The 13,117-nt window shown below is 64.2% G+C and carries 11 protein-coding genes and 1 pseudogene; 5 read left to right on the forward strand and 7 right to left on the reverse strand.

What is annotated here, in order from left to right:
• Together C2U70_RS01690 and C2U70_RS01695 are read left to right on the forward strand one after the other, a co-directional pair.
• Positions 1–2,294 (forward strand): CHAT domain-containing protein (locus C2U70_RS01690; protein WP_140976131.1); only part of this gene is annotated, 2,294 nt, incomplete at its 5' end.
• Positions 2,295–2,563: 269 nt separating this feature from the next.
• On the forward strand, positions 2,564–4,180 hold the full coding sequence (locus tag C2U70_RS01695; RefSeq protein ID WP_140976132.1) for a phosphoenolpyruvate carboxykinase: 1,617 nt from the start codon (positions 2,564–2,566) through the stop codon (positions 4,178–4,180).
• A gap of 167 nt (positions 4,181–4,347) precedes the next feature.
• Here the strand turns inward: C2U70_RS01695 and C2U70_RS01700 are convergent, their stop codons facing one another.
• Together C2U70_RS01700 and C2U70_RS01705 are read right to left on the reverse strand one after the other, a co-directional pair.
• A complete protein-coding gene (locus C2U70_RS01700; protein WP_140976133.1) occupies positions 4,348–5,163 on the reverse strand; it encodes an acyl-CoA thioesterase in 816 nt (271 codons plus the stop codon).
• A 233-nt stretch (positions 5,164–5,396) separates the two neighbouring features.
• The gene (locus tag C2U70_RS01705) at positions 5,397–7,913 is read right to left on the reverse strand and encodes a glycogen/starch/alpha-glucan phosphorylase (protein WP_186294003.1); all 2,517 of its coding nucleotides are present in this window, start codon (positions 7,911–7,913) and stop codon (positions 5,397–5,399) included.
• Positions 7,914–8,114: 201 nt separating this feature from the next.
• Here C2U70_RS01705 and C2U70_RS01710 point away from each other — a divergent pair, with 201 nt between their 5' ends.
• Positions 8,115–8,348, forward strand: a complete 234-nt coding sequence (locus tag C2U70_RS01710; protein ID WP_140976135.1) for a hypothetical protein — start codon at positions 8,115–8,117, stop codon at positions 8,346–8,348.
• Positions 8,349–8,413: 65 nt separating this feature from the next.
• On the opposite strand, the gene C2U70_RS01715 is transcribed toward C2U70_RS01710, so the two are convergent.
• The gene (locus C2U70_RS01715) at positions 8,414–8,707 is read right to left on the reverse strand and encodes a GIY-YIG nuclease family protein (protein ID WP_140976136.1); all 294 of its coding nucleotides are present in this window, start codon (positions 8,705–8,707) and stop codon (positions 8,414–8,416) included.
• A 193-nt stretch (positions 8,708–8,900) separates the two neighbouring features.
• Between C2U70_RS01715 and C2U70_RS01720 the strand changes: the two genes are divergently transcribed.
• Complete coding sequence (locus tag C2U70_RS01720) at positions 8,901–9,332, forward strand: hypothetical protein (protein WP_140976137.1); 432 nt, start codon at positions 8,901–8,903, stop codon at positions 9,330–9,332.
• A 128-nt stretch (positions 9,333–9,460) separates the two neighbouring features.
• On the opposite strand, the gene C2U70_RS01725 is transcribed toward C2U70_RS01720, so the two are convergent.
• Positions 9,461–10,228: a DUF2865 domain-containing protein gene (locus tag C2U70_RS01725; protein ID WP_186294004.1), complete on the reverse strand. Its 768-nt coding sequence runs from the start codon at positions 10,226–10,228 to the stop codon at positions 9,461–9,463.
• Between the two features lie 298 nt (positions 10,229–10,526).
• Positions 10,527–11,090: an orotate phosphoribosyltransferase gene (gene pyrE / locus C2U70_RS01730; protein ID WP_140976138.1), complete on the reverse strand. Its 564-nt coding sequence runs from the start codon at positions 11,088–11,090 to the stop codon at positions 10,527–10,529.
• Positions 11,091–11,283: 193 nt separating this feature from the next.
• Between pyrE and C2U70_RS01735 the strand changes: the two genes are divergently transcribed.
• On the forward strand, positions 11,284–11,910 hold the full coding sequence (locus C2U70_RS01735) for a glutathione S-transferase family protein (RefSeq protein WP_140976139.1): 627 nt from the start codon (positions 11,284–11,286) through the stop codon (positions 11,908–11,910).
• 169 nt (positions 11,911–12,079) lie between these two features.
• On the opposite strand, the gene C2U70_RS01740 is transcribed toward C2U70_RS01735, so the two are convergent.
• Positions 12,080–12,715, reverse strand: coding sequence for a LysE family translocator (locus C2U70_RS01740; RefSeq protein ID WP_140976140.1), 636 nt, complete (start codon positions 12,713–12,715; stop codon positions 12,080–12,082).
• Positions 12,716–12,809: 94 nt separating this feature from the next.
• Positions 12,810–13,109 (reverse strand): annotated as a pseudogene (locus C2U70_RS01745) (DNA polymerase); the annotation flags it as partial.
• Positions 13,110–13,117 lie beyond the last annotated feature (8 nt).

Raw genomic sequence — 13,117 nt, forward strand, 5'->3', positions numbered from 1 at the left:
TGATGGAAAAAGCGCTCGGTCCCGACAATGCCCTGATTGGAGCGTCGCTGACCAACCTCGGCGCGCTTTATCAGCGCCAGGGCCGCCTGACCGACGCCGAACCGCTGTTCAAGCGCGCGCTCGCCGTCCGTGAGAAAGGGCTGTCGCGCGAGCATCCCGATGTCGGCCAGTCCCTCAACAATCTCGCCACCAATTATGTGAAGCAGGAGCGCTACGCGGAGGCCGAGCCGCTGTTCCAGCGGGCGCTCGCGATCTACCAGAAGGTCGGCGGTCCCGAGCATCCGGCGGTCGCGACGCTGCTCAACAATCTCGGCCAGCTCTATCGCGACCTCAATCGCGACGCGGATGCCGAAGCGCCGATCAAGCGCTCGCTCGCGATCCGCGAAAAGGTATTGGGCGTCGACCACCCCGATGTTGCGCGCTCCCTGAACAATCTCGCCGGGCTCTACGAGCACGAGCAGCGCTATGCCGATGCCGAGCCGCTCTATCGCCGCGGGCTTTCGATTCGCGAGCGTGCGCTCGGCCCCGATCATCCCGATGTCGCGACCTCGACCAGCAATCTCGCTTATTTCCTGCAAGGGTCGGGACGCACGGCGGACGCGCTGCCGCTGGTGCAGAAGACGCTCGCCGGCAATCGCGCGCAATTGCGCGTCGTCCTGCCGGTCCTGTTCGCTGCGCGGCAGCAACAATTGCTGGCTGACGACAAGGCGCTGGACGATGCGCTCGCCGCGATCCAGCGCGGCACGCAATCCTCCGCAGCCTCCGCCGTGAACAAGCTCGCGGTGCGCCTTGCCGCCGGCAGCGACCGGCTCGCCGAACTCGTGCGCAAGGATCAGGATCTTTCGGCCGAGGCCGAGTCACTGGACAAGGCGATCGTCACAGCGGTGTCGAAGCCTGCGGCGCAGCGTGACGCGGCCAACGAGCAGCGCAGCCGGCAGCGTATCGCCGCCATTACGGGCGAGCGGGCCGGCCTGCAGAAGAAGCTCGCCGTCGAATTCCCCGATTATGCGCTGCTCTCCAATCCATTGCCGCTGCAGGTCAAGGAGATCCAGGCGCTGCTGTCGGCCGACGAGGCGATGGCGGTTTATTCGGTGGTGGACAAGGAAAGCTACGTCATCGCGATCACCCGCGAGGGTGTCGACTGGAAGAAGATTCCGATCGGCGCAGATGCGCTCGCGCAGAAAGTTAGCGCCTTCCGCAAGGGGCTCGATGTCGGCAAGGCGCGCGATGCGTCGGGCAAGTCGGGCCTGTTCGATCTCGCGGTCGCCAACGATCTCTATGTCAGCCTGCTCGGTCCCGTGGAGGCGCTGACCAAGGACAAGCGCAGCCTGCTCGTCGTTCCCTCCGGCGCGCTGACGGCGCTGCCGTTCCATCTTCTTGTCACGGAAAAGCCGGAAGCCGCCGTGCCTGATACGCTCGACGGCTATCGCAAGGCGGCCTGGCTGTTGCGGCGTCAGGCCGTTTCGGTGCTACCGTCGGTCGTCAGCCTGAAATCGCTACGTGCCTTTGCGCGCAGGGACCAGAGCGTCAAACCGATGACGGGTTTTGGCGATCCGCTGTTCAATCCCGCGCAGGAGGCGCCTGCGGATCGGCGCGCCGCCGGCAAGGTCGCCGCGCGCGGCGTCGCGACGATCGCCTATACCGATTTCTGGCGCGGCGCGGGTGTCGATCGCGCGCGGCTCGCACAGGCGCTGCCGCAACTGCCCGATACCGCGGACGAGTTGACCTCGGTTGCAAAGGACGTCGGCGCTGCCGATGCCGACATTCATCTCGGCCGCGATGCCAGCGAGACCACGCTGAAGCGCACGCCGCTCGCGCAGTACGGCATCATCTATTTCGCGACCCACGGTCTCGTCGCGGGCGACGTGAAGGGCGTTGGCGAGCCGTCGCTCGCCTTGTCCATTCCCGACCAGCCGTCCGACCTCGACGACGGTCTGCTCACTGCAAGCGAAGTCGCGCAGCTCAAGCTCAATGCCGATTGGGTGGTGCTGTCGGCCTGCAACACGATTGCCGGCGACAAGCCCGGCGCCGAGGCGCTGTCGGGCCTTGCGCGCTCGTTCTTCTATGCCGGTGCGCGTGCGCTGCTGGTCTCGCATTGGGCGGTTGATTCCGAGGCTGCCACGCGTTTGACCACATCGACTTTCGACTTGCTCAAAAGCGAAGCAAAGCTCGGCCGTGCCGAAGCCCTGCGCCGCGCGATGTTAACCTATCTCGACGATCCCTCGTCGCCACGAAATGCCTATCCGGCGATCTGGGCGCCCTTCGCACTGATCGGTGAAGGCGCCGTGCGGTAGGATAATGCGATATTGCGTCGCAATAATTTCGCCTGAAGTGATTTGGTTGCGCGATCATCAGCCGTTTGCGAACAAATCAGTGCTTCGAAAGCGCGACGATTGGCGCGGTCCTTGAATAAACCAAATCGTGCGGGATCAGCTTGGCAAACTTGGCGTTCTTCAAGTAATAGGTCGTCCAGCCGAGGCCGGACGGTTATATTCACGGTCGCCGCAACGAAGGCGCGCTGATCAGACTGCGCCGAGGCAAGCGGGTTCTAGGAGGATTTTTCGTGCAAGAGACGGGCGTGCGCAACGGTGCCTTCGGCGCCGACAAATTCGGCTTAAAGAATCTCAAGCAGGTTCACTGGAACCTGGGCGCACCACAACTCTACCAATATTCGCTCTCCGCCGGCGAAGCGGTCCTCTCGGCCGATGGCGCGCTCTGCGCCGACACCGGTGAGTTCACCGGCCGCAGCCCGAAGGACAAGTTCACGGTGCGCGACGCCACCACCGACAAGAAGATGTGGTGGGGCGGCAACCAGTCGATCACGTCGGAGCAGTTCGAAGCGCTCTATCAGGATTTCCTCAAGCACGCCGAAGGCAAGAGGCTGTTCGCGCAGGACCTTTATGGCGGCGCGGATCCGTCCTACCGGATCAAGACGCGCGTCTTCACCGAGCTCGCCTGGCACTCGTTGTTCATCCGCACGCTCCTGATCCGTCCCGAGGCGATCGAGCTGTCGACTTTCGTGCCCGAGCTCACCATCATCGACATGCCAAGCTTCCGCGCCGACCCCAAGCGTCACGGCTGCAAGTCGGAGAACGTCGTCGCGATCGATTTCGCCCGCAAGATCGTCCTGATCGGCGGTTCCTATTATGCCGGCGAGATGAAGAAGTCGGTCTTCACCACGCTGAACTACTATCTGCCCGAGCGTGGCGTGATGCCGATGCACTGCTCGGCGAATGTCGGCGCCAAGGGCGACACCGCGGTGTTCTTCGGCCTCTCCGGCACCGGCAAGACCACGCTGTCGGCCGACCCGAACCGCACGCTGATCGGCGACGACGAGCACGGCTGGGGCCCGAACGGCGTGTTCAATTTCGAAGGTGGCTGCTACGCCAAGTGCATCAAGCTGTCGCAGGAAGCCGAGCCCCAGATCTATGCTGCTTCGACGCGCTTCGGCGCCGTGCTTGAGAACTGCGTGCTCGACGAGGACACCCGAATCGTCGATTTCGACGACGGCTCCAAGACCGAGAACACGCGTTCTGCGTACCCGCTCGATTTCATCGCCAACGCCTCGCGCACCGGCCGCGCGCCGCAGCCCAAGAACGTGGTGATGCTCGCCGCCGACGCCTTCGGCGTGCTGCCGCCGATCGCAAAGCTGTCGCCCGCGCAGGCGATGTACCACTTCATGTCCGGCTACACCGCAAAAGTCGCCGGCACCGAGCGCGGCTTGGGCAACGAGCCGCAACCGGAATTCTCGACCTGTTTCGGTTCTCCCTTCCTGCCGCTCGACCCAAGCGTCTACGGCAACATGCTGCGCGACCTGATCGCGCAGCACAATGTCGACTGCTGGCTGGTCAACACCGGGTGGACCGGCGGCAAGTACGGCGTCGGCAGCCGCATGCCGATCAAGGTGACGCGCGCGCTGCTCACCGCCGCGCTCGACGGATCCTTGCGCAACGTCGAATTCCGCACCGACAAATATTTCGGCTTCGCGGTGCCGACCGCGCTGCCCGGCGTACCGAGCGAGATTCTCAATCCGGTCAACACCTGGAAGGACAAGGACGAGTTCGACAAGACCGCGCGCGCGCTGGTCGGCATGTTCCAGAAGAACTTTGCCAAGTTCGAAGCCCAGGTCGACGCCGAGGTGCGTGCGGCCGCGCCGGACGTGAAGCTCGCGGCGGAGTAGGGCTTCGTCGCATGGAATTGAGAAAGGGCGGCCGAGAGGCCGCCCCTTTTGTTTGTGGCGCGATCTTTTCGCCGTCATTGCGAGCGCAGCGAAGCAATCCAGAATCTTTCCGCGGAGACAGTCTGGATTGCTTCGCTGCGCTCGCAATGACGCGCTTGTGGAAGCGCCTACGCCTTGAAATACGCGATCTGCGTCGTGGTCGCGAGCAGGCGGCCGTTGGGCGACCACAGCTCCGCGGTCTGATCGCCATAGCTGCGGTGGTAGATCTTTGCGTCGGCGGTGGCGAGCACGCGCGTGATGTCTTCGGCTGCAAGCTCGTCGGCTGCGGTGTGGAAATAGGTCGTCAGCGACACCGTGCCGAACGGCACCAGCTCGCGCCGCGCGTGGAAGATGCGGCCGAAGAAGGCATCCGACATCGACATCAGCGACGGCATGTCGAGCTTGCGCGGCACGCGGTCGCTGATCCAGAGTTTTGAGTAGGTGCTGGCAAGCTCGGCCTGTGGCGGGCCGATCCGCATCTCGCCCTCGACGAAGCGGAATTCATACTGGTTGGCCCAGCTCGCCTTGATCTTTGGGAAGGGCAGCGTTTGCTCGAACGGTGTGGCGTCAGGGAATTTCGCCACCTGATGCGACCAGGACGGGCGGCGCTCGGCAAACACGGCGGTGGCCAGCGTCGCGACCTCGCCGCCGTCTTGCGACAGCTCGACGCACCAATGCTGGCTGGAGCGGTTCGCCTTCACCAGCCGCACGTCGAGGTCGAAGGCGCCCTTCGCGATCGGTGCGCAGTAGTTGACGGTCATCGACAAGGGATCGCCGGCGCGCTCCGGATGCTCGATCAACGCGCGCAGAACCGTCGCGGCGGTGGCACCGCCGAACGGCCCGACGAAGGCCCAATAGTCGTCGCTGGTGTGGCCCTGCCAGCGGCTGTCGCCGGCGGTGACGCGCGTCGCTTCGTCGAAGAGGTGCGGGAGTTTCGCGTGCATTGTTGGTCCTCGATACCGGCCCCATCGTCATTGCGAGCGTAGCGAAGCAATCCAGGATCTTTCCGCGGAGGAACTCTGGATTGCTTCGCTACGCTCGCAATGACGAGCTCTGGGCAACGGTGGTGCGCTATTGCGGCCGAGTCGCCCCGGGGGATGATGGATGTCATATCATCATCGGCCGAGCTTTATTCAATGACGTCGCAGGTAATCTGCGGCTTCCGCGTCGTGGAAAATCAGCCGGTCGCGCCGCGCACGTCGCGTTGCGCCGGTGTGATCGGACGCACCGGCACGCTCCAGATCTCCTCGGCATATTCGCGGATGGTGCGGTCGGAGGAGAACCACGCCATGCGCGCGACGTTGAGGATGGAGGCGCGGGTCCATGCCGGGGCCACCTGCCAACGCGCGTCGACGCTGCGCTGCGCCTCGTAATAGGAATCGAAATCGGCGCTGACCATGTAGTGGTCGAGATAGCGCAGCGCGTGCGCGATCGATTCGAAACGGCCGGGATCGCCGGGCGAGAATTCGCCGAGACCGATCGCGTTGATGGCGCGCGAAAGCTGCGGCGACTTGCGGATCACGTCGGAGGCATCCAGCCCCTGCTTGCGGCGGATCATCACGTCGCCGGCTTCCATGCCGAAGATCGCGATGTTCTCAGGGCCGACATGGTCGCGGATCTCGATGTTGGCGCCGTCGAGCGTGCCGATGGTGATGGCGCCGTTGAGCGCCAGCTTCATGTTTCCGGTGCCGGACGCCTCCATGCCGGCCGTCGAGATCTGCTCGGAGAGGTCAGCCGCAGGAATGATGACTTCCGCGAGGCTGACATTGTAGTCGGGCAGGAACACGACCTTCAGCCTGCCGCCGGTCGCGGGATCGTTGTTGACGACTTCCGCGACGTCGTTGATCAGCTTGATGATCAGCTTCGCGTAGCGATAGCTCGCCGCCGCCTTACCGGCAAAGATCTTCACGCGAGGGACCCAATCGCGGCCGGGATCGTCCTTCATCGCCTGGTACAGCGCGACCGTCTCGATGATGTTGAGAAGTTGGCGCTTGTATTCGTGGATGCGCTTGATCTGCACGTCGAACAGCGCGGTCGGATCGACCTTGATGCCGAGCCGCTCGCCGATCAGCCGCGCCAGCGCGGCCTTGTTGTGCAGCTTCACGCTGCGGAATTTCTGCTGGAAGGCGTTGTCGCTGGCGCGCGCTTCCAGGAGCGTCAATTGCGTGGGATCGTCGAGCACGGCGTCGCCGCAGGCCTCGCGCAGCAGGTCGGTCAGCTTCGGGTTCGCCAGCATCAGCCAGCGGCGAAAGGTGATGCCGTTGGTCTTGTTGGTGATGCGGCCGGGATAGAGATGGTTGAGATCGTGGAACACGGTCTCGCGCATCAGATCCGAATGCATTGCGGAGACGCCGTTGATGCGGTGCGAGCCGACGAAGGCAAGCTGGCCCATGCGCACGCGCCGTCCGCTCTTTTCGTCGATCAGCGAGACCGAGGCGCGGAAGTCGATGTCGCCCGGTGCCCGCGCTTCAGCCAGTGCCAGATGCTGGACATTGATGCGGTAGATGATCTCGAGATGCCGTGGCAGCAGCCGCTCGAACAATTCGACCGGCCAGGTCTCCAGCGCCTCGGGCAGCAGCGTGTGGTTGGTGTAGGAAAGGGTGGCGACCGTGATCTTCCACGCCTCGTCCCAACGGAAATTATGGAGATCGACGAGGATCCGCATCAGCTCGGTGACTGCGAGCGAGGGATGGGTGTCGTTGAGCTGCACCGCGACCTTTGTCGACAGGCTGCGTAGCTGGCCATCCGAGGAGAGATGCCGCTTCACCAAATCCTGCAGCGAGGCGGAGACGAAGAAATATTCCTGGCGCAGCCGCAGCTCGCGGCCCGCGGGGCTTTCGTCGTTCGGGTAGAGGAATTTGCAGATCGCTTCCGCGCGCGCCTGCTCGGACGAGGCGCTGACATAGTCGCCGGTGTTGAAGGCGTCGAGCTTGAGTGGATCGGGCGAGCGTGCCGACCACAGCCGCAGCGCGTTGACGTGCTCGCCGCGCCAGCCGACGATCGGCGTGTCATAGGCGATCGCCTGCACCGTCTCGGCCGGATGCCAGATCGCGCGGTCGCGGCCCCTGTCGTCGACATGCTCGACGCCACCGCCGAACCGGATGTCGTAGGTCACTTCCGGCCGCTGCAATTCCCAGGGGTTGCCGAAGCCGAGCCATTCGTCCGGATATTCCTGCTGCCAGCCCTGATTGATGATCTGGCGGAACAGGCCGTAATCGTAGCGGATGCCGTAGCCGATCGCGGGGATCGACAGCGTCGCCATGCTCTCCATGAAGCAGGCCGCAAGGCGCCCGAGGCCGCCATTGCCGAGCGCCGCATCCGGCTCGCATTTGCGCAACTCGGGCAAGGAGACGCCGAGATCGCCGAGCGCGACCTCGAAGATCCTCAGCAGTCCCATATTGTTCAGCGCGTCGGTGAAAAGGCGGCCGATCAGAAATTCGAGCGAGAGGTAGTAGACGCGCTTGCGGCCGGCGTCGTAGCTGCGCTTTTCCGCGGTGAGCCAGCGATGCACGATCCGGTCGCGCAGCGCCAGCGCTGCGGCTTGATACCAGTCGTGCCTGGTCGCCATCCCGGCATCCTTGCCGATGGTGAGGCGCAGCTTCGCCAGGATCGCGCCCTTGATCTCCGCCAGCGCCAGTTCGTCGATCGGCTGGCCGGGCGCGGGGAAACTGTGCTGGAAGGTTGAATCTTGCAAAGCCGTCACATCCTGGTCCTGGAAGACAAACTCAACTTACGCGCCTTGCCCGGGGATCGGAACCATCGCAGGCGCGGCCGTGCACTGCGTTGATGGAATTTTATGCAAGGAATGGGCCGATTTGGGAGCCCGGGCGGCCCCGGAGAAGCGCCGATTTGGTGCTACACTGGCAATGGTTCCAGCCCGTGGAGGAGAAGCCTCATGAGACTGATGATCGAAATCGCCGCCGCCGCTTTGCTCGTTGTCTGCATCAGCGCATCCAGCGCCGCCTTTGCCGCCGGCAAGACCGGCCGCAGCGCCGATGGCCTGAGCTGCTCCTTCACCGTCCCGCAAGGTGCAACCCCCGCATCCCGCTGCGCCGCCATCAAGCGCCAATGCGGCGGAAAATTCTACGCGAATTATTGCGGCGACAAGATGCTGTCGGCGGTGAAGTGAGGCTAGGCGAAATTCTCGCCCCACATGGTCGTCCTGGCGAAAGCCAGGACCCATTACCCCAACTGTCAGAGCAGGGCCGACCTGTCTTCCCAATCGGGATTTTCCTGCTCGATCAGCTTGATCTTCCAATCGCGCTTCCAGAACTTGAGTTGCTTCTCGCGTGCAATGGCTTCATGCGGCGTCGCGAATGCCTCGACATGGACGAGGCGGAATACCCTGTACTTCTGCACGAACTTCGATCCGCGCCCCGAGCGATGCAACTCGAGCCGTGCGCGAATGTCGTTCGTGACACCAATGTAGATCGTGCCGTGGTGGCGGCTTGCGAGGATGTAGACGAAGTAGCTGCCTTCGGCGCCCATGGTGGCTCAAGCTCGCAAGGACAACGCTGACTGGGGTAATGGGTCCTGGCTTTCGCCAGGACGACGCTCTCAACAATCGATGTGGCATCATCGGAACAAATTAAGAACACTTTAGCAAGTCTTTGATATATCATTGTGATTCGGCGTGTTGCCGACACAATATCTAGCGTCTGACCGATCCCGCGAGGACTACATGTCCACTATCGCCTTTGATCAATTTGCCCTCACCCGGATCGCCGACTTCGCGCGGTCGCTGTCGCGGCTGCATCAGGCGGCGCGCCGCTACGCCATCGACGACGACCAGTTCGACCGCGAGTTCAATGCGGTGTGCCAGTCGATCTGGGGCTACACCATCGACGATATCAGCGACGAGCTGTTCTCGGCCGAGGACCATCTGTTTCTCGACACGCTGGATGAGGCGCAGGCGCGCATCTTTGCAGCCGAGCAGGGGTATGACCTCGTCGACGACCAGGGCATGCTGACCGATTGGTGGGGCTTTTGCTGGATGATCCTCGCCGAGAAGCGCGGCCTCCTGACGCCGGACAACCGCGCCGCCGCGCGCGCGGCGATCGAGGAAAAATATCTGGCGGCGCCGAACGTGATCGGCGTGATCATCGGGCGGTAGGTCTCGTGCCCCGGACAAGGCGCAACGCGTGAGCGGTGCGTTGCAGACCCGGGGCCCATCTTTCCTCTGGGTCCCGGCTCAGCGTCGCGTCATTTCATGCTGCGCCACGTCCGGGACACGAGACCAACTCAATCCAATCCCGCCCGCTTCGCCGATTTCGGCGACGGCGTCTTCGGCACAGTCACATCGGGCAGCGTCTCGCGGACGATTTCCGTTGGCGCATCGACGGCCACTGTCTCCGCGCGTACCGGCGCAACCTTCATCTCGCCGAGCCGGGCGCGCACCTGCGCGGTGAGGCCGGGATAGGAGGCGACCGGGGTGAAGTCCGCCGCCTGATCATTGCCGACGCGAATGCCGGTATAGGCGACGAGCCCGTCGGTGGTCGCGATCACGTCGCCGGCCTTGAGCGAAGAGTCAAGCGCAAGGTCGACCGGGGCGAGGCCCGCAGGCTCGCGGCCGTTGCAGGTGCAATCGGAGCGCAGTGCCTTGCGGAACGCAAACGCGTTCTCGCTGTCGGCGTAGCGCTCGCCGTTTTGCGCATAAGCGCCGTCGATGCTGGTGCCGAAATAGATCTTTGTCGCGCTAGCCGGGCAGAAGGCCTGGCACATCTGGGCCGGCGAGGCGACGCCGCGCATCAGCGGGAAATATTTTCCGTCGCAGGTGCGCACGCAAAACGCAGGTCCCGAGCCGCCGGCGGTGCGCGTCGGCGGAATGTAGGATGGCGAGACCTGCTGGCCCACGAAGGCATTGGGATCGGTATAGGCGCTCGTCTGCGGCACCTCGCGCTGCGGGCGCTGCTGCATGCCGCCGAAGAAGAAGTCGAACAGGCCCTCGGCCGAGACGGGCGCCGGCACGATCAGGAGGGGACCGATAAGGAGGGAGGCGGCAACGAACATCGCGCGACGCCGCCGGCGCGCATGGAACACTGTACGCAACGCTTACTCCACCGACGCAACTGATACCCGCCGAGAGTGCCTCTCTCAGCTTCCGGGTAACCTTAACGGGAGGTGGTAAATGAGCGGTATCCGGCCGGCAGGTTTATCGAGGTCTCGTGCCCCGGATGCTACGCGGCGCGCCGCTCCTTGCGGCGTGATGCGTTGCTGATCCGGGGCCCAGATCGAAGCGGATGTAGATGGGTCCCGGTTCGGCAACGCATCGTTTCACGCTGCGCTGCGCCCGGGACACGAGAGCCTCCTAGGCCTTCAAAAATTCGGACGCCTTGTAGAGCGAGCGAAAGCGCAGGCCGGCGGCGCCGAATGCATCGGTGGCGCCTTCCTCGCGGTCGACCATGGTCAGCACCAGCACGACTTCGGCGCCGGCCTCGCGCACGGACTCCACCGCCTTCAGCGCCGAACCGCCGGTCGTGGTCACGTCTTCGACGATCACCACGCGCTTGCCCTCGAGCGTCTCGCCCTTGGCGAGTCCCTCGATCGCGAGACGCGCGCCATGCTCCTTCGGCTTCTTGCGCACGAAGAAGGCCGCGATCGGATGCCCCTTGATCCAGGAAATCTGCGCCAGCGCCCCGGCCAGCGGCACCGCGCCCATCTCGAGGCCGCCGATGAAATCGAGCTGGTCGTCCTTCAGCGCCTCGTAGGTGAGCTCGGCGAGCAGCGTCGCGCCCTCGGGGTCGAGCATCGTCGGCTTCAGGTTGAAGTAGAAATCGCTCTTGCGGCCCGATGCGAGCGTCACCTCGCCGCGGCCGAAGGAGCGGCGGCGGATGATTTCGAAGAGGCGGGCGCGAGAGGCGGATTTCGACACGATGGTCCCTCGGGGGCTTCACAGGAGGTGGCGGAATTTATCCGTCGTTGCGCCGACATTCCAGAGGGGAGACTGCCCGTCAACAAGGCATCGGCCGCGCAAGCCGCGACGGGCCGCCATGCCGGCCCGCCGGTTGTAAGGCCGCAACTTCCCGGGGTAGTTGGGTGGTCAACCCTGGGGGAGGACAACAGCCATGACCATCGCGCTCTACACCTGGAACACGCCGAACGGCCGCAAGATCTCGGTCGCGCTCGAGGAAATGGCGCTGCCCTACAAGGTGATCCCGGTGAACATCACCAAGGGCGAGCAGATGGCGCCGGAGTTCCTCAAGCTCAGCCCGAACAACAAGATTCCCGCCATCGTCGACCCTGACGGGCCGGACGGCAAGCCGGTCAGCATCTTCGAATCCGGCGCGATCCTGCTCTATCTGGGCGAAAAGACCGGCAAATTCCTGCCGAAATCGCTGAGCCAGCGCATTCCTGTCTATGAATGGCTGATGTGGCAGATGGGCGGCTTCGGCCCGATGCCCGGCCAGGTGCATCATTTCATTGCGCTGGAGAACGAGCAGGACCGCGCCTACGGTCTGAAGCGCTTCATGGCCGAGACCCGTCGGCTCTATGGTGTGCTCGACCGCCGCCTTGATGGGCGCGATTTTGTCGCAGGCGACCTGTCGGTCGCCGACTTCGCCATCCTGGGCTGGGCCTGGCGCCACCCGCGCCACAAGGTGGAGCTGTCAGACTTCCCCAACGTGAAGCGCTGGTACGAGATCCTGATGGCCCGCCCGGCCGTGAAGCGCGGCATGGACGCGAAGCTGGATTGAGCTCTGTTTCCCCTCTCCCCTTGTGGGAGAGGGTGGCTCGCCGCGAAGCGGCGAGACGGGTGAGGGGTCCCTCTCCGCGCGGCCAACTCTCATTCGATGCTCGGAGAGGCACCCCTCATCCGGCGCTTCGCGCCACCTTCTCCCACAAGGGGAGAAGGAAGAACGACAATCACACCCGCTTCGCTTCCACCGCCATCCGCACGGCAAGCCCGGCCAGCACCGTGCCCATCAGCCAGCGCTGGACCAGCATCCAGCTCGGTCGCGTCGTCAGGAACAGCGCGATCGATCCGGCGGCGAGCGCGATCATGGCATTGACGCTGACGCTGATCGCGATCTGAATCACGCCCAGCACGACCGACTGCGTCAGCACGCTTCCGGCGGTGGGATCGATGAACTGCGGCAGCAACGCCAGATACAGCATCGCGATTTTTGGATTGAGCAGGTTGGTGACAAAGCCCATCGCGAACAGTTTTCGCGGGCTGTCGACGGCAAGCTTGCGAACCTGGAACGGCGAGCGCCCGCCGGGCTTCACTGCCTGCCAGGCCAGCCACAGCAGATAACCGGCGCCGGCAAAGCGCAGCGCGTCATAGGCAAAGGGAATGGCGAGCAAGAGCGCGGTGATGCCGAAGGCCGCGCACAGCATGTAGAACACGAAGCCGAGCGCGACGCCGCCGAGCGAGACGATGCCGGCCGCCGGTCCCTGCGTGATCGAGCGCGAGATCAAATAGATCATGTTCGGCCCGGGCGTCAGCACCAGGCCGAGACAGACGAGCGCGAAGCCGACGAGGGCGGGAGCGTGGGGCATCGGTCGATCCGTGCGGGAGATGCCATGGTTCTAATCTGCACGGAGCTGTAGTGCCATCGCGCAATTGCACGGAGGACAATTCAGATCTCAGCTACTAATGCGCCTCGTCCCAGTTCTTCGCGGCGCGCGCATCGACATGCAGCGGCACCGAGAGCAGCACGGCCGGGAAGGGCGCGTCCTGCATCACGTGCTGCACGACCGGCAGCGTCGCCTCGACCTCCGCATCGGGCACTTCGAAGATCAGTTCGTCGTGCACCTGCAGAAGCATCTGCGCCGAGAGTTTCTTCGCGGCCAGCGCATCCTCGACGCGGGTCATGGCGCGGCGGATGATGTCGGCCGCGGTACCCTGCAATCGCGCGTTGATCGCGGCGCGCTCGTTGAAGGCGCGCCGCGATCAACGCG

Source organism: Bradyrhizobium guangdongense (genome assembly GCF_006483445.1).
Classification (GTDB): domain Bacteria; phylum Pseudomonadota; class Alphaproteobacteria; order Rhizobiales; family Xanthobacteraceae; genus Bradyrhizobium; species Bradyrhizobium guangdongense_A.